Raw genomic sequence first — 15,112 nt, forward strand, 5'->3', positions numbered from 1 at the left:
GAGCGGGCCGCCGCGCCCGCCCCGCTCGACGCGGGAGCCGCCCTGGGCCATCCGCGCCAACTCGGGATTGACCCGGTTGGTCGCCGCGCGGCCGGACGAGTCGAAGAGGTCGACCAGCTTGCCGCCGACGAGCACGTGCTGATCGAGCGGAACGGGCCGCTCCTCCGACACGATCACCTCGGTCTCGCCGCGCACGGTCTGCAGCCAGTCGCCGAACTCCTCGGCGTTGGAGACGGTGGCGCTCAGCGATACCAGCCGCACCCGCTGCGGGAGGTGGATGATGACCTCCTCCCACACCGCCCCGCGGAAGCGGTCGGCGAGGTAGTGCACCTCGTCCATGACCACATAGGCGAGATCGCGCAGCAGATCGGAGTCGGCGTAGAGCATGTTGCGCAGCACCTCGGTCGTCATGACGACCACGCGGGCGCGCGCGTTGATGTTCGAGTCCCCCGTGAGGAGTCCGACCTCGGAGGCCCCGTAGTCCTCGACGAACTCCTGGAACTTCTGGTTGCTGAGCGCCTTCATCGGCGTCGTGTAGAAGACCTTCGCGGTCGGGTCCTGCATCGCGAGGTGAATCGCGAACTCCGCGACCGCGGTCTTCCCGGCGCCCGTGGGGGCCGCGACGAGCACGCTGCGCCCGTCGTCGAGCGCGCTGCACGCCTCGTACTGGAACGGATCGAGGTCGAAGGCGAGGGTCGAGCGGAACGACTCGACCCTCGCGTGGCCCTGACGGGTGCGGAAGGCGGCGAAGCGCTCCGCGGGGGACTGCTCGCTCACGCGGGCAGGTCGGAGGCGGTGCCGTCGTAGACCGGGATGCGCTTCGCTGCGCGCCGGTCGTGGAGGATCGCGATCCCGCAGGCGAGGAAGAACAGGACGATGATCGGGATGGCCAGGAGGAACATCGAGATCGGGTCGGCGGCCGGGGTCGCGATGGCGGTGAACACCACGATGACCATGATGGCGATGCGCCACGACTTCAGGATCAGCATCCCGGGCAGGATCCCCAGGAAGTTCAGCAGCACCAGGAAGACCGGCAGCACGAAGGCGATGCCGACCATCAGGACGAGCTTGAGGACGAAGTCGTAGTAGTACTTCGCGTCGATGAAGCTCGCGGCGTTGTCACCGGTGAACCCGGTGAGCAGCTCCACGATGTGCGGGAAGACGAACCAGCCCGCGGCGCAGCCTGCGAAGAAGAGCGGGATCGCGGTCAGGATGAACCCGAGGCCGTACCGCATCTCCTTCTTGGTGAGTCCGGGCACGAGGAACGCCCAGATCTGGTAGAGCCAGACCGGGCTCGCGATCACGATTCCGACGGTCATGGCGATCTGCAGGCGCAGATCGAAGGCACCGGCGATGGTCGGGAAGTTGAGGATCGCCTCTTTGCCCTGCGAGGAGGCGACCTCGAGGATGGGCGCCTTGAGGGATTCGAAGACCCACTCCGAGACGAACCATCCGGCGATGCAGCCGAGGACGATCGCGATTGCCGACTTGAAGAGCCTGTTGCGAAGCTCGATCAGGTGGGCCCCGAGGGACATGCGCCCCTCGGGATCCTTCCCCGATCGCTTCGTCCGTGGCTTCTTCGCTGCCACGGAGGTCATTACTTGAGCGGTGACTCGGGCGGCGTGGTCGTGCCGGTGCCGGTGGTCGTCCCGGAGGTGGTGCCGGTCGTCGACGCGGGACCCTCGGTGGAGTCACGGCGCTCCGAGCCGTCCTCCTCCTTCATGGTCTTGACCTCGCTCTTGAAGATGCGCATCGACTGTCCGACGCTGCGCGCGAGCTGGGGAAGCTTGGGCGCACCGAAGAGCAGGAGGATCACAGCGAGGATGATGAGGAGGTGCCACCCCTGGAGGCCAGCGAACATTGCAGACTCACTTTGCTTGTCGGTTGCGGTGTACGAGGAGCTTACCCCGTTCGACCCTCGCGGACCGTCGATCCTCGGACCTGTCACGGCGGGAGTCGCGACGCGACTCGTGCGCCCGGCGCACCGCGTCGCGGTCGGCGAAGAGGGAGGACGGTGGCCGCTGCACCTGCGGAGCACCGTCGTCCGGCTGGATCTCGTCGAGCTTCGCCGTGAGGTCCTCGAGCTGCCGGAGGAGGACCTTGCCCTTGCGCCAGTACGAGACGAGGAACAGCGCGAGCACCGTCAGGGCGCCGATCCCGAGGAGCGCCCAGATCACGATCCACGACCACCAGGTCATGACGCCGCCTCCCCGTTCGCCCGGAGCGCGGCGCGGGTCCACTCGGCCACGGCCTCCCGGGCCGCCGGCGGAGCGACGACCGTGACGAGTCCGGGGAGGGACGCGACGAGGCGCGTGAGGCCCTCGAGGTGCGCGACGCGGATCCGCACCAGCACCCACTGCCCGGTCTGATCGGCGGGAACGGGCGGGAACTCGGCGTCGACGGCGTAGTCCCCCAGGAGCGCCACCGAGCTCGGCGTCACGCGCAGGTCGACGAGCAGATCGCTGTCGGACGCCTCGAAGAGCCGCTCCGGCAGCGTCACCTCGTGACGGCGGCGCACGATGGGCGACCCGGTGTCGGTGAGCGAGCGCATCCGATCGACGCGGAAGGTCCGCACCCCCTCGCGGAGGTGGCACCAGCCCCGGAGGTACCAGTCGCGGTCGACCGACTCGAGGAGGAACGGATCGACGAGCCGCGACTCCGTCTCGCCCCGCGCGTTGCGGTAGTCGAACGCGAGCTGCGTTCCGGCCGCCAGCGCGGCCCGGATCACCTCGAGCCCGGCGTCCGCGCCGGTGCCGCGCGCGACGGCGACGGCGCTCGGAGCCGACGACGCTCCGCGCGACAGCTTGCCCATCAGGGTGGCGATGCGGTCGTTGCCCTGGTTCTCGGGCAGCGCGGCGAGGTACTGCATGCCGGCGATCAGCGCGGCCGCCTCCCTCGCCGAGAATCGCGGGGAGTCGTCGATGGCCACCTGCTGGGTGAGCTCGACGTGGTCGTTCTCCTCGAAGTCGTCCCAGCTGATGTCGAAGAGGTCGTTGGCCTGGTACTGGGACGTCTCGCCGGGGATGCCGGAGACGGCGATGAGCCGGACCGCCCTGCGGACCTCCTCCGGCGGGATGTCGAAGTGCTCGGCGACCTCGTCGACCGCGACGCGGCCGCGGTCGAGGAGGTAGGGGACGAGCGAGAGCAGGACCGCGAGCCGATCGCGGGCCTGGAGCGTGCGGGGCCTAGCCATCGTGGCTCCCTCCCGGGTCGGACGCGTGATCGGACAGGGAGCGACGCAGGCGCCGGACCACGGCGTCGCGGAGCTCGACCGGCTCGAGGACGACGACCTCGGGCCCGTAGCCCGCCAACTCGTCGGCGAGGATGTCGGCATCGGTGTAGTGCAGGCGGAGCACGTGCTCCCCCTCCCCCGCCGTCTCGGCCCGGCGGCCGAGGCGCAGCGCCGCGTCCGAGTCGGCGGCGACCTGCAGGAGTGCGCTCGTGCGCCTCAGCACCTCGTCGAGCTGGGCGAGGGCGAGAACGGCCTGGTCCCCCTCCTCGGGCTCGAACGTCCGCCCGGTCGAGGAGACCGGGCCGACGATGCGCGCGAGCAGGAACGTGCGGGTCCCCTCGGCGCTCTCGTCCCAGGCGTGCAGGTGCCAGCGACCCTGGTGGTTGACCAGTGCGCGCGGCTGGACGGTGCGGAGCCGCGGCTCGGCGCCGCCCGGCTTGAGGTAGGGGAACCGGACGACCTGGTTGCGGTCCAGCGCTGTGCTCAGCGGCTCGAACGACGCCTCGCGCACGCGGATCGAGGGACTGATGCCGATGACCGGGTCCACCGAGTCGACGCCGATGGAGCGCAGCTTGATGAGCGCGCGGCGGGACTCCGCCGACAGGGTGCCCTCGCGCCAGACGGCACCGGCGAGGCGCAGCAGCGCGATCTCCTCCGGGTCGAACGCGATGTCGGCGGGGAGGTCGTAGCTGCGCTTGGCGATGCGGTAGCGCACGGTCTGGGTGTTGCCGGGGTCGCCCGGGGCGTCGACCGTCTCGATCGGGATCCCGAGCTCGCGGAGGTCGTCCTTGTCGCGCTCGAACTGGCGCTCGAGGGAGGACCGGTCAGCCCGGTCCGAGCGCTGGCGGTAGCCCTGCACGGTCGAGAGCACGTCCGACTTCGTCAGCCCGTTCTCGGCCGCCACCAGGGCGAGCACGAGGTTGAACAGACGCTCCTCGGCCGGGATGCGGCTCGAGGGAGAGGCGTCGGCGGGCACGCCCTCCAGTCTAGGGCGCGGCCGACTCAGGCGATCCCGAGCACGTCGGCGACGAAGACCAGCGTCGAGCCGGCGGGGATCGTCGACTGCTCGGTGTCGCCGTAGCCCTGCTCGGGCGGGATGACCGCGATGACCTGCGAGCCGACGGGCTGGCCGATGAGCGCCTCGGCGAAGCCGGGGATGACGCCGCCCTGCGTGGTCGATCCGTCGGCCGCGGTGAAGACGACGGGCGCGCCCTTCTCCCAGCTCGAGTCGAACGACTCGCCGGTGCTCCAGAGCCAGCCGGTGTACGCGACGACGACCTGGTCGCCCTCCTCGACGACCTGCCCGTCGCCCTTCTTGAGCTGCGCGATCTTCAGCTCGGTCGGAGCGTCGCCCGAGGGCTTGGCGAGCCCCGGGGTGCCGTTCTCGTCGAGGGTGACCGTCGGGAAGCCGTTGGGTGCGGGCTGCTGGTCGCCGTCCGCGCGGGCGAGGGACGCACTCTGGACGTCGGCCACCAGGACGAGCGTGTCGTCGGGCGCGATGCCGAGCTGCGCGGAGGACTCGCCGAAGCCGTCCTCCGGAGCGATGGCGATCGCGACGCGGGAGCCGACCTGCGTGCAGAGGAGGCCGTCGTTCAGACCGACGAGTCCGGAGCCGCCCACGGCGAAGCGCGCGGTGCTCTCGCCGTCGTAGGGCGAGGCCTCGAGGACGCTGCCGTCGGCGCCGTTGACGAGGGTGTAGTCGATCGTGACGAGCTGCCCCTTCTCGAGCGGAGCACCCGTCCCCTCGATGAGGGTGCTGACCTGCGAGGTGGTCGCCTTCAGCGGGCTGGGCACCGACACCTCGGGCTGCGCGCCGAAGTCGCCGCTCGCCTCGACCGCCGACGAGGAGTCCCCGGCGGTGAAGGGGGCGTCGCAGTCGGCGGTCGGCGAGGACGCGGAGCATCCCGCGAGAGCGACGACGATGCCGATGCTGGCGATGAGCGCGGTGGTGCGGCGCACGGGTCCTCTATTCGACGGGGTGGAGCGGAGCAGGAGGGGCCCGGCTGCAGGACGACCGGGCGGCGACCCGGAGGCCGGATCCATCTTAGACGATGCCCTCGTCGCCCTCGGGGACCTCGTCCGACTCCTCGGCGCCGAAGCCGCGGGCGCGGGAGAGCTCGGCGCTGGTCGCCGATTCGCGCACGCGCTTGCGCAGGCTCTTGGGGCTCACGGCTCGCTCGCCGAGGGCCCCGGGCGTCCACGCCTCGACGTCCTCGTCGCTGAAGTCCGTCTTCGACGGACGGCGCTTGAGCTCGGGCAGCACGGTGTCCGGGGCGAGCCGGCGCGCGGTGATGAGGAAGCCGGTGTGCCCGATCATCCGGTGGTCCGGACGGACGGCCAGACCCTCGACGTGCCAGCCGCGGACCATCGTCTCGTTCGACGACGGGTTGGTGAACAGCCCCGAGGCGCGGATCGCCTCCGCGACACGGGAGAGCTGCGTGACGGTCGCGACGTAGCAGAGCAGGACGCCGCCCGGGGTGAGCGCGTCGGCGGCGACGTCGAGGCACTCCCACGGGGCGAGCATGTCGAGGACGACCCGGTCGGCCTCTCCCGGCGCGACCGCTCCGGGGAGCTCGTCGACGAGGTCGCCGACGGTGACGCTCCAGTTGTCCGGGGTGTACCCGAGGAACGTCTCGACGTTCGCGCGGGCGACATCGGCGAACTCGTCGCGGCGCTCGAAGGACGACAGGCGCCCGGTCGGGCCCACCGCGCGCAGCAGCCACAGGGAGAGGGCGCCGGAGCCCACCCCGGCCTCCACGACCCGGGCTCCCGGGAACACGTCCGCCAGGGCGAGGATCTGGGCGGCGTCCTTCGGGTAGACGATCGCCGCGCCCCGGGGCATCGACATCACGAAGTCGGCGAGCAGCGGCCGCAGCGCGAGGTGCTCGACGCCGACGGTGTTCACGACGACAGATCCGTCGGGCAGGCCGATGATCGTGTCGTGCTCGATGCCGCCCCGGTGCGTGTGGAAGACCTTGCCCGGGATCAGCGTGATGGTGTTCATCCGCCCCTTGGGGCCGGTCAGCTGGACGCGGTCGCCCGCGCGGAAGGGTCCGGAATGCTGCAGTGCCTCACCGGTCATCGGAGGGCCTCCGTCTCGGTCGTGCGCGGCCGGTCGCCGCGGTGCTCGGAGGACACCAGCGCGAGGTCCGCGAGAGTGCGGCCCGCGAGGGTGGGCCAGAGGGCGTAGGGGGCGCGCGCATCGAGCTCGAGCTGATGCGGGACTCCGATCGCGGCGGCGCCCGAGGCGACGGCGGCGGCGAGGCCGGCGTGGGAGTCCTCGATGGCGACGCACTCGCCCACCGCGACCCCCAGAGTGCGCGCGGCGAGGAGGTACGCCTCGGGATCGGGCTTGCTGCGCTCGACCATGTCCCCGCTGACGATCGCGTCGAAGGCGGGGAACGGCAGGCGGTCGACGACGGCGTGCGCCATGCGCCCGATCGACATGGTGACCAGGGCCTGCGGGACACCGGCCTCCCGGACGGCCGAGAGCAGCTCGAGGGCGCCGGGACGCCACGGGATCTCGACGGCGAGCTGCGCGACGACCTCGTCGGTCATGCGGTCGATGATCGCGTCGACGCTCAGCTCGACGCCCTTGCCCTGGAGGATCCGCGCGGAGGCGGGGAGGCCGGAGCCGACGAGGCTCATCGCGTCCTCGTGGGTCCAGACACCGCCGAACGACTCGACGAGCGCGTGCTCGGAGGCCATCCAGTAGGGCTCGGTGTCGACGAGGGTCCCGTCCATGTCCCAGAGGACCGCGGCCGGCGCCTCGGGGACGGCGTGCGCCCGGGGGGCGGAGGTGTCGGAAGTCACGAGCGACCATCGTACCGGCAGGCCCGGGAGCGGGCCCCGTACGCGGACAGCGGAAAGCACCGGGCCCGCGCAGCCCCGGCTGGGCCGGGTCCTATCCTTGTCCAACGGGTGCCCGCGGACGGCGGGGAGCCGGACCTCGAGCCGAACGCGGAGATCGTGCCTATGAACGTGATCAAGGGAAACGTCCTCGTCGTGGCCTTCGAAGGCTGGAACGACGCGGGAGACGCCGCGAGCGGAGCCGTCCGGCTCGTCAAGGACGACGGCGACTACGTGCCCCTGTTCGCGGTCGACGCCGAGCAGTACTACGACTTCCAGTACACGCGTCCGATGCTCTCGATCGGCGAGGACGGGCGACGCACCCTGGCGTGGCCCGGCACGCAGATCTTCGGACCCGCCGACACCTCGGTCGACGCCGAGAGCGCCCTCTACGTGATGATCGGCACCGAGCCCTCGCGGAGCTGGAAGAGCTTCGCCGCGGAGGTGGTCGACGCCATGCTCGCGATCGACATCTCCTCCGTCGTGTTCCTCGGCGCGATGCTCGCCGACGTCCCGCACACCCGGCCGATCTCGATCTTCGCGTCGAGCGAGAACGCCGAGCTGCGCTCCGAGCTCGATCTGGAGCGCTCGAGCTACGAGGGTCCGGTCGGGATCCTCAGCGTGATCGGCGAGGCCGCGCAGAAGGTCGGCATCCCCGCCGTCTCGATCTGGGCATCGGTTCCGCACTACGTGCACAACGCCCCCTCCCCCAAGGCGATGCTGGCGCTGCTCGAGAAGCTCGAGGAGGTCGTGGGTCTCGTGATCCCGCGCGGCGACCTGGTCGAGGAGGCCGAGGAGTGGGAGCGCGGCATCGATGCACTCGCGAACGACGACGAGGAGATGGCCGCCTACATCGCGCAGCTCGAGCAGGCGCGCGACACGGTCGACTCCCCCGAGGCGAGCGGCGAGGCCATCGCGCAGGAGTTCGAGCGCTACCTCCGCCGCCGGGGCGACGGGCGCTCCGGCGAGGAGCCCTGGCGCCCGTGACCTCCTGACCCGCTCACCGGGAGCGGATCAGGCGAGCCGGACTCCGAGGAGCGCGTCGACCGCGTCGCGCAGCAGCGCCGGGTCGTCCACCCCGGTCGCCGCCACGGCGTCCAGGAGGGCGAGCGCCCCGGGGGTGTCCATGTCCTCCCGGAGCACGGCGCGCAGTCGCGCGAGGACCTCCTCGGCCGAGGCCGTTCCCGACTCGGCGAGCGACGCCTCCCATCGGGCGAGTCGCTCGATGGCGGAGGGCAGGTCCTCGGGCAGCCACTCCCAGTCGGAGCGGTAGTGGTGCGCGAGGAGTGCGAGACGGACGGCGCGCGGATCCGCTCCCTCGGCGCGCAGCCGCGAGACCAGCACCAGGTTGCCCAGCGACTTGCTCATCTTCTCGCCCTCGTAGGCGACCATGCCGGCGTGCGCGTACGCGCGAGCGAGAGGGCGGCCCGAGAGCGACGCGGCGTGCCCGGCACTGAACTCGTGATGCGGGAAGACGAGGTCGCTGCCTCCGCCCTGCAGGGTGAAGTCGGGACCGAGCCGATCGAGGGCGATCACCGAGCACTCGATGTGCCAGCCGGGCCGGCCGCGGCCGACGGCGGAGTCCCACGCGGGCTCCCCCGGTCGCTCCGCCCGCCACAGCAGCGGATCGAGCGGGTGCCGCTTGCCGGCGCGGTCGGGATCGCCGCCGCGAGCCGCGAAGAGCTCGGCCATGGTCACCGGATCGAGCCCGCTCTCGCTGCCCAGGTGCCACACCTCGCTCTCGGCCGCGGAGATGTCGTAGTAGAGGTCGTGGGCGTCGTCGGCCGTGCCCTCGGGCGCCGGCACGCGGTAGGCGACGCCGTCGCGCTCGAGGCGGGCGACGGCCTCGGCGATCGGCTCGATGGTCTCGGTCACGCCGATGTAGTGGGCGGGCGGCAGGATGCGCAGCGCCGCCATGTCGCCGCGGAACAGCTCGACCTGCTCCTCGGCGAGGTCGCGCCAGTCGACGCCGGTCGCCGCGGCGCGCTCGAGCAGCGGATCGTCGACGTCGGTGATGTTCTGCGCGTACTCCACGGTGACACCGGCATCGAGCCACAGCCGCTGCACGGTGTCGAAGGCGAGGTACGTGGCGGCGTGGCCGAGGTGGGTGGCGTCGTACGGCGTGATGCCGCAGACGTAGAGGCGGGCCGTGCCCTCCTCAGCGGCGAGCTCGACGAGACCGCCGGTGGCGGTGTCGCGGACGCGGGGCACGGGTCCGGTGCCGGGGAGAGCGGGGACGGGCGGGGAGTTCCAGGCGCGCATCTAGGCCGCGATGAGTCCGGTGCTGAGCGCGACCATGAGCACGCCGCCGAGCAGGATCCGGTAGATCACGAACGGGAGGAAGCTGCGGCGCGAGATGTAGCCCATGAAGAACGCGATCACGACGAAGCCGACCACGAACGCGACGATGGTCGCGACCAGCGTCTCCATCCCGCCCACCTGGATCTGGTTGGGCAGCACCTCGGGATCGCTGATGCTCTTGTAGAGCTGGTAGAGGCCGCTGCCGAAGACGGCCGGGATCGCCAGGAGGAACGAGTACCGCGCCGCGGCCTTGCGCTCGTAGCCCATGAAGAGGCCGGCCGTGATGGTGCCGCCGGAGCGGGAGACGCCGGGGATGAGCGCGAGCGCCTGGGCGCCGCCGTAGATGAGGCCGTCGCGGCCGTTCAGATCGCGCAGACGTCGCTTCTTCGCTCCGACGTGGTCGGCGATGCCGAGCAGGATGCCGAAGAGGATGAGCGTGGTCGCGACCACCCAGAGCGAGCGCAGCGTCGTCTCGATCGCGTCCTGGAAGATCAGGCCGAGCACGATGATCGGGAGGCTGCCGATGATGATCAGCCAGCCCATCCGGGCGTTCGGGTCGGAGCGGGGCACCCGGCCGACGAGCGACCGGCACCAGTTGCCGACGATCTTCACGATGTCGCGCCAGAAGTAGATGATGACCGCGGTCTCGGTGCCCAGCTGGGTGATCGCGGTGAACGCCGCTCCGGTGTCCCGGCCGTCCAGCCCCGGCAGCAGCTCGCTGACGATGCGCAGGTGGGCGCTGGAGGAGATGGGGAGGAATTCGGTCAGACCCTGGACGAGTCCCAGGATCAGCGCTTCGAGCAGGCCCATGCGTCACTTTCGAGGAGGGCTGGGGCGTCGTCGGCCAGCAGGCGGTCGGTGGCGGTCGGGAGGCTGACCTCAGGATCGCAGGAGCAGATCGGTCAGGACCTTCCTCCCGAAGACTAGTGCGTCGAGCGGAACCCGCTCATCGACCCCGTGGAACAGCGCCGGGAAGTCGAGCGACCCGGGCAGCTGCAGCGGGGCGAAGCCGTAGCCGGTGATGCCGAGCGTCGAGAGGGCCTTGTTGTCGGTCCCTCCGGAGAGCAGGTAGGGCAGCACTTCGGCGTCGGGGTCGAAGCGCCGGAGGGACGCGGCCATGCTCTCGACGAGCGGCCCGGCGAAGGGGACCTCGAGTCCGATGTCGCGGTGCTGCACCTCGATCTCGATGTGCTCGCCGGCGAGCTCGCGGATCCGCTCGAGCACCGCGTCCTCCTCGCCGGGCAGCACGCGGACGTCGACGACAGCCTCCGCGAACTCGGGGATGACGTTCGCCTTGTAGCCGGCGCTGAGCATCGAGGGGTTCGCGGTGGTGCGCAGCGTCGCCGCGATGAAGCGCGAGGCGGTCCCGGTGGCGATCGCGAGCTCCTCCGGAGTGCTGCGCTGGGGATCGCGACCGAGGATGCGGGCCACCTCGCCGAGCAACTCCCTGGTCGTGTCGGTGAGGCGGGTCGGCCACTCCTCGCTGCCGATGCGCGCGATCGCCTCGGCGAGGCGGGTCACCGCGTTCTCGCGGTTGATCTGCGAGCCGTGCCCGGCGGTCCCCCGCGCTCGGAGCTTCAGCCAGAGGAGGGCCTTCTCGCCCGTCTGCACGAGGTAGGCGCGCGTCCCGTCGAGGTCGATGGAGTAGCCGCCGACCTCGCTGATCGCCTCGGTCGCACCGGCGAACAGCTCGGGACGCGTCTTCACGAGGTGACCGGATCCGCGGACGCCTCCCGCCTCCTCGTCGGCGAAGAACGCGATGACGAGGTCCCGTGAGGGGCGCCGGCCGGAGCGCAGCACGTCGCCCAGGGAGGCCAGGATCATCGCGTCCATGTTCTTCATGTCGACGGCGCCGCGACCCCAGAGCATGCCGTCCTTGATCACTCCGCCGAACGGATCGACGCTCCAGTCCTCGGCGATCGCCGGGACGACGTCGAGGTGGCCGTGCACGACGAGGGCGCCGCGGTCGCGGTCCTCCCCCGCGACCCGGGCGACGACGCTGGTGCGGCCGGGGTCGGAGTCGATCAGCACGGGCTCGAGGCCGAGATCTCGCAGGTGCGACGCGACGTACTCGGCGGCCTCCCGCTCGGGCTCCGCACGGCCCTCGCCGTAGTTGCTCGTGTCGAAGCGGATGAGGTCGCGCGCGATCAGCGCGGTCTCGTCGAGATCCTGCTCGGGGACGGAGGAGTCGGAGGCGCTGGTCATGCCCCCCACGCTAGCGGCGGGGGGCTCCCTCCGCGGTGTCATCCACCCTCCTGAAACCGTGCTAATGTCTTCTTCGGCCGCGGAAACGCAGGTCGGAAGCAACACTCGTCCGGGTGGCGGAAATGGCAGACGCGCTAGCTTGAGGTGCTAGTGCCCGTATAGGGCGTGGGGGTTCAAGTCCCCCCTCGGACACAGAAGGAAATCCCCGTCTCTCCTCGGAGAGGCGGGGATTTCGTCGTTCCCGGCCGGGCGCCTCTCGGCGGGACGCGCCTCTCGACGAGGCGGTTCGTCACGCGCCGGGATCACACGGTCGGGATCGTGCGAACGGCCCACTCGCCCACCGCGCGGTCGAACCTCTCGGGATCGAGGTTGTACTCGCCGCCGTGAGCGGCGTCCGCGAAGGCGACCACCTCGACGGTGCGGGGGTTCGCCGCGGCGAACCGCTCGGTGAGGGCGAACGGCACCTCCGGATCCCCGACCGAGTGCAGGACGAGCGTCGGCACTGCGACGCGCTCCCCCGCGCCCCAGTCCAGGGCCTCGAGATCGATCGGCACCGGGAGCCCGGCCGGACGGTGCAGGATCCGATCGCCGAGCGCCCACTCCGCCAGACGAGCGGCGCCGACGGGCAGGCCGACGCGGCGGGCGCCGTGGCGGATCGCTCCACGCCAGTCGGTGGCCGGGGAGACGAGCACGAGACCCGCGATGCGCCCCCGGTGCGCGGAGCGCTCGGCGAGCAGCAGCGCGATCTGAGCACCCAGCGACCAGCCGACGAGCACGAGCGAGCTGGCTCCGTGCGCGACGGCGTACTCCAGTGCGGCGTCGACGTCCTGCCACTCGGTCTGACCGAGGGTCGACGCGCCGCGAGGGACGTCCGGACCGTCGCCGTCGCCCCGGAACGAGGGGACGATCGACGTGGCGCCGAGCCGCTGCGCCACCGGCACCGACCTCAGGGCGGTGACTCGGCTGGTCCGGATGCCGTGCACGTGCACGAACCAGACGTCCGAGCCCGGGAGCACCCAGGCCGGGGCCGTCCCGCCCGGGACGGGGACCAGGACGGTGCGGACCGCGGGGTCGAGCTCCTCGGGACGGGAGAAGACGTGACCCGTCCACCGCACCGGACCCGGCCGCAGCGGTGCACCCGAGGAGGCGAGCACCTCCCTCCGGATCCGCGCCCTGCGCGCGTCGTGCCCGAGGACGGCTCCGATGCGCAGGTGCCCGTCGCGCTCGGGGGACCAGAGGCCGAAGGTCCCCGGGCGCGCGGTGGCGGAGTCCGCGTCGAGCACCACGGCCGACGCGGTCACCGAGTGGAGGCGCACGAATCGCGGCCGGCCGGGGAGGACGACCCGTCGGGCGAGCAGGACGCCGGCCGCGGCGGCCCCTGCCACCGCCGCCGAGAGCGCCGCCGCCGAGAGCGCCGCCGCCGTCGCGAGCCTCATCTCCGCCCCCGCCGCTGCGTCAGGACGCGGCGACGGCCCGTGCCGACGTCCAGCCCAGGGCAGGGGCGACGGACTCGGCGATGGTCTGCAGGAGGCGGGCGTTGTACTCGACACCCAGCTGGTTCGGGACCGTCAGCAGCAGCGTGTCCGCCTCCTGCACCGCGACGTCGGCGGCCAGCTCCGAGGCGATCAGATCGGGCTCGCCGGTGTAGCTGCGGCCGAACCGGGCCGGCACTCCCTCGAGGGAGGCGACCTGGTCCGCTCCCCCGCGGCCGCCGAAGTAGAGGCGGTCGAGCTCGCTCGTGATCGGCAGGACGCTGCGCGAGACCGAGACGCGCGGCTCGCGCTGCCAGCCGGCCTCGGCCCACGCGGAGCGGTACTCGCGGATCTGCCGCGCCTGCAGCTCGTCGAAGGGGATGCCCTCCTCTTCGAGGAGGAGCGTCGAGGACTGCAGGTTCATCCCCTGCTCGGCGGCCCAGCGGGCGGTCGCGAAGCTGCCCGCTCCCCACCAGATGCGGTCCTCGAGCCCGGGCGAGCGCGGCTCGATCGCGAGCGGGAGCGACTGGCGCGTCATCGCCGGATCCGACTGGGCGACGGGAGCGCCGGCGAGCGCCTCGCGGAAGAGCTGGACCTTGTGCCGGGCCAGGTCGGCGTCGGTCATCCCCTCGGGGGGCACGAAGCCGAAGGCCTCCGAACCGCGCAGGGCGGTCTCGGGCGATCCCCGGCTCACGCCGAGCTCGAGCCTGCCGCCCGAGATGAGGTCGGTCGCCGCCGCCTCCTCCGCCATGTAGAGGGGGTTCTCGTAGCGCATGTCGATGACGCCCGTGCCGATCTCGATGCGGCGGGTCCGGGCCGCGATGGCCGCCAGCAGCGGGAAGGGCGAGGCGAGCTGCGGTGCGAAGTGGTGCACGCGGACGTACGCGCCGTCCAGGCCGATCTCCTCGGCCGCCTCGGCGAGCTCGATGGTCTGCAGCAGGACGTCGCGCGCGGTGTGCGTCATCGACCCCTGCACCGACTGGTAGTGACCGAAGGAGAGGAAGCCGATGCGCGAGACCATGCCTGCTTCAGCGTCGACGGGGGCCGGGGTATTCCTCACCGGGTCCGCGCGTCCGCCGCCGTCGCGTCAGAGCGCCTCGAAGTCGGCGGAGATCGAGGCCGAGACCTCGATGTCCTCGGGCTTGAGGGCGAGCGGCTCCTCCTGCGAGCCGAAGGCGGCCATCCGGCTCATCGCGCCGTAGCCCCCTCCTGAGCCCGCCGTGTTCGGGCGGAGTCCCGGCTCGAACAGCGTGAGCACCCGCACCTGGCCGAGACCGAGGGCCGACGCGTACGCCGCCGCCCGCTCCTGCGCATCCCGCACGGCCGCCACGCGGACCTCGCGCTCGAGGGCCGCACGGCGATCGGCCGTGAGCGCCCACTCCACCCCCGAGACCACCACGCCGGGCAGCTCGGACACGGACGAGACCCAGCGGCTGAGGGCGTCGAAGTCGCGGTACTTCACTCTCACGCTCGCGGCCGCGACGTGGAAGAGCTCGGCGACGTCGGAGTCCTTCAGGAACCGGCGGACCGTCGAGACCGAGACCTGGTCGGCCGACCACCACGTCGCCGCGCCGGACTGCTGCTCCGATCGGGCCTGGTCGAGCACGGTCGCGTGCAGCGAGACGACCTCGGCGAGGACGGCCGGGCGCGAACGCGACTCCCGGCGGATCTCGAGGCGGACGGTGCCCCGCTCGGCGGGGTGGAAGTGCTGCGCGGTGCCGGCGACGGTGAGGGTGACCATGGGCCCATGGTGCCCCATCCGCCTCCGTCGCGCCGTCCTCCGCCGGGCCGGACGAGGCCTCATCGGCGCGATGCGAGCACTCTCCGGATCGTCTCGGCGAGCGCCCGCTCGACCGCGAGATTGCTCAGGATCTGCTCGCGGTGCCCTCCCCGGGCGGCCGGGCGGCCCTCGCCGGAGGCCGGGTCGATCGATCCGCGCAGAGCCCGCTCGCCCTCGGCGATCGACTGCTCGAGCAGGTCGAGACGCCGCAGCAGGCGTCCGGTCTCGAAGCCCTGGGCGGTGATCCGCTCGTCGGAGGGGTGGGGGGAGGGC

The 15,112-nt window shown here is 72.0% G+C and carries 17 protein-coding genes and 1 tRNA gene; 2 read left to right on the plus strand and 16 right to left on the minus strand.

Translation table 11 applies throughout. The features are described 5' to 3' along the window. From NB037_RS15550 to NB037_RS15590, 9 genes are all read right to left on the minus strand, one after another. On the minus strand, positions 1–777 hold a 777-nt coding region (locus NB037_RS15550), incomplete at its 3' end, for a DEAD/DEAH box helicase (RefSeq protein WP_251947265.1). Next, the gene (gene tatC, locus NB037_RS15555; RefSeq protein ID WP_251947268.1) at positions 774–1,535 is read right to left on the minus strand and encodes a twin-arginine translocase subunit TatC; all 762 of its coding nucleotides are present in this window, start codon (positions 1,533–1,535) and stop codon (positions 774–776) included. The genes NB037_RS15550 and tatC, both read right to left, overlap by 4 nt. A gap of 62 nt (positions 1,536–1,597) precedes the next feature. Next, positions 1,598–1,861, minus strand: coding sequence for a Sec-independent protein translocase subunit TatA (tatA, locus tag NB037_RS15560; protein WP_251947271.1), 264 nt, complete (start codon positions 1,859–1,861; stop codon positions 1,598–1,600). Between the two features lie 7 nt (positions 1,862–1,868). After that, entirely contained in the window at positions 1,869–2,198 is a 330-nt protein-coding gene (locus NB037_RS15565; RefSeq protein ID WP_251947274.1) for a hypothetical protein, read from the minus strand. Then, complete coding sequence (locus NB037_RS15570; protein ID WP_251947277.1) at positions 2,195–3,193, minus strand: helix-turn-helix transcriptional regulator; 999 nt, start codon at positions 3,191–3,193, stop codon at positions 2,195–2,197. The genes NB037_RS15565 and NB037_RS15570 overlap by 4 nt, the downstream gene beginning before the upstream one ends. Then, positions 3,186–4,208, minus strand: coding sequence for a helix-turn-helix transcriptional regulator (locus NB037_RS15575; protein WP_251947280.1), 1,023 nt, complete (start codon positions 4,206–4,208; stop codon positions 3,186–3,188). Before NB037_RS15575 ends, NB037_RS15570 begins: the two co-directional genes overlap by 8 nt. 26 nt (positions 4,209–4,234) lie before the next feature. Then, complete coding sequence (locus NB037_RS15580; protein ID WP_251947282.1) at positions 4,235–5,191, minus strand: FKBP-type peptidyl-prolyl cis-trans isomerase; 957 nt, start codon at positions 5,189–5,191, stop codon at positions 4,235–4,237. 85 nt (positions 5,192–5,276) lie between these two features. Then, on the minus strand, positions 5,277–6,314 hold the full coding sequence (locus NB037_RS15585; protein WP_207402565.1) for a tRNA (adenine-N1)-methyltransferase: 1,038 nt from the start codon (positions 6,312–6,314) through the stop codon (positions 5,277–5,279). Further along, entirely contained in the window at positions 6,311–7,045 is a 735-nt protein-coding gene (locus NB037_RS15590) for an HAD family hydrolase (protein ID WP_308202081.1), read from the minus strand. Before NB037_RS15590 ends, NB037_RS15585 begins: the two co-directional genes overlap by 4 nt. A gap of 162 nt (positions 7,046–7,207) precedes the next feature. On the opposite strand from NB037_RS15590, the gene NB037_RS15595 reads away from it, so the two are divergent. Continuing rightward, positions 7,208–8,068: a proteasome assembly chaperone family protein gene (locus NB037_RS15595; protein WP_251947284.1), complete on the plus strand. Its 861-nt coding sequence runs from the start codon at positions 7,208–7,210 to the stop codon at positions 8,066–8,068. 27 nt (positions 8,069–8,095) lie between these two features. Here NB037_RS15595 and mshC read toward each other — a convergent pair whose 3' ends face one another. The 3 genes from mshC to NB037_RS15610 form a co-directional block, all read right to left on the minus strand. After that, positions 8,096–9,343, minus strand: coding sequence for a cysteine--1-D-myo-inosityl 2-amino-2-deoxy-alpha-D-glucopyranoside ligase (gene mshC, locus NB037_RS15600; protein WP_251947285.1), 1,248 nt, complete (start codon positions 9,341–9,343; stop codon positions 8,096–8,098). Further along, positions 9,344–10,192, minus strand: a complete 849-nt coding sequence (locus NB037_RS15605; protein ID WP_207402567.1) for an undecaprenyl-diphosphate phosphatase — start codon at positions 10,190–10,192, stop codon at positions 9,344–9,346. Between the two features lie 69 nt (positions 10,193–10,261). Beyond that, positions 10,262–11,587, minus strand: a complete 1,326-nt coding sequence (locus NB037_RS15610) for a M20/M25/M40 family metallo-hydrolase (RefSeq protein ID WP_251947287.1) — start codon at positions 11,585–11,587, stop codon at positions 10,262–10,264. 107 nt (positions 11,588–11,694) lie between these two features. On the opposite strand from NB037_RS15610, the gene NB037_RS15615 reads away from it, so the two are divergent. After that, positions 11,695–11,779: transfer RNA gene (locus tag NB037_RS15615), tRNA-Leu, on the plus strand. A gap of 110 nt (positions 11,780–11,889) precedes the next feature. On the opposite strand, the gene NB037_RS15620 is transcribed toward NB037_RS15615, so the two are convergent. The 4 genes from NB037_RS15620 to NB037_RS15635 all read right to left on the minus strand — a co-directional run. After that, complete coding sequence (locus NB037_RS15620; RefSeq protein ID WP_251947289.1) at positions 11,890–13,023, minus strand: alpha/beta hydrolase family protein; 1,134 nt, start codon at positions 13,021–13,023, stop codon at positions 11,890–11,892. Between the two features lie 19 nt (positions 13,024–13,042). Next, the gene (locus tag NB037_RS15625) at positions 13,043–14,080 is read right to left on the minus strand and encodes an LLM class flavin-dependent oxidoreductase (RefSeq protein WP_251947291.1); all 1,038 of its coding nucleotides are present in this window, start codon (positions 14,078–14,080) and stop codon (positions 13,043–13,045) included. A gap of 66 nt (positions 14,081–14,146) precedes the next feature. Beyond that, positions 14,147–14,800 carry an SIMPL domain-containing protein gene (locus tag NB037_RS15630; RefSeq protein WP_251947292.1) on the minus strand — a complete coding sequence of 218 codons (654 nt, stop codon included), beginning with the start codon at positions 14,798–14,800 and terminating at the stop codon, positions 14,147–14,149. Between the two features lie 59 nt (positions 14,801–14,859). Then, a partial coding sequence (locus NB037_RS15635) for a hypothetical protein (RefSeq protein ID WP_251947294.1) occupies positions 14,860–15,112 on the minus strand: 253 nt, incomplete at its 5' end.

The sequence above is a fragment of the Rathayibacter rubneri genome (genome assembly GCF_023743255.1).
Taxonomy (GTDB): Bacteria; Actinomycetota; Actinomycetes; order Actinomycetales; family Microbacteriaceae; genus Rathayibacter; species Rathayibacter rubneri.

Excerpts from the sequence above, each read along its gene's own strand:
- tatC (WP_251947268.1), bottom strand. The coding sequence starts at position 1,535 with ATGTCCCTCGGGGCCCACCTGATCGAGCTTCGCAACAGGCTCTTCAAG.
- tatA (WP_251947271.1), bottom strand. The coding sequence starts at position 1,861 with ATGTTCGCTGGCCTCCAGGGGTGGCACCTCCTCATCATCCTCGCTGTG.
- NB037_RS15565 (WP_251947274.1), bottom strand. The coding sequence starts at position 2,198 with ATGACCTGGTGGTCGTGGATCGTGATCTGGGCGCTCCTCGGGATCGGC.
- NB037_RS15570 (WP_251947277.1), bottom strand. The coding sequence starts at position 3,193 with ATGGCTAGGCCCCGCACGCTCCAGGCCCGCGATCGGCTCGCGGTCCTG.
- NB037_RS15585 (WP_207402565.1), bottom strand. The coding sequence starts at position 6,314 with ATGACCGGTGAGGCACTGCAGCATTCCGGACCCTTCCGCGCGGGCGAC.
- NB037_RS15595 (WP_251947284.1), top strand. The coding sequence starts at position 7,208 with ATGAACGTGATCAAGGGAAACGTCCTCGTCGTGGCCTTCGAAGGCTGG.
- mshC (WP_251947285.1), bottom strand. The coding sequence starts at position 9,343 with ATGCGCGCCTGGAACTCCCCGCCCGTCCCCGCTCTCCCCGGCACCGGA.
- NB037_RS15605 (WP_207402567.1), bottom strand. The coding sequence starts at position 10,192 with ATGGGCCTGCTCGAAGCGCTGATCCTGGGACTCGTCCAGGGTCTGACC.
- NB037_RS15610 (WP_251947287.1), bottom strand. The coding sequence starts at position 11,587 with ATGACCAGCGCCTCCGACTCCTCCGTCCCCGAGCAGGATCTCGACGAG.
- NB037_RS15620 (WP_251947289.1), bottom strand. The coding sequence starts at position 13,023 with ATGAGGCTCGCGACGGCGGCGGCGCTCTCGGCGGCGGCGCTCTCGGCG.
- NB037_RS15625 (WP_251947291.1), bottom strand. The coding sequence starts at position 14,080 with ATGGTCTCGCGCATCGGCTTCCTCTCCTTCGGTCACTACCAGTCGGTG.
- NB037_RS15630 (WP_251947292.1), bottom strand. The coding sequence starts at position 14,800 with ATGGTCACCCTCACCGTCGCCGGCACCGCGCAGCACTTCCACCCCGCC.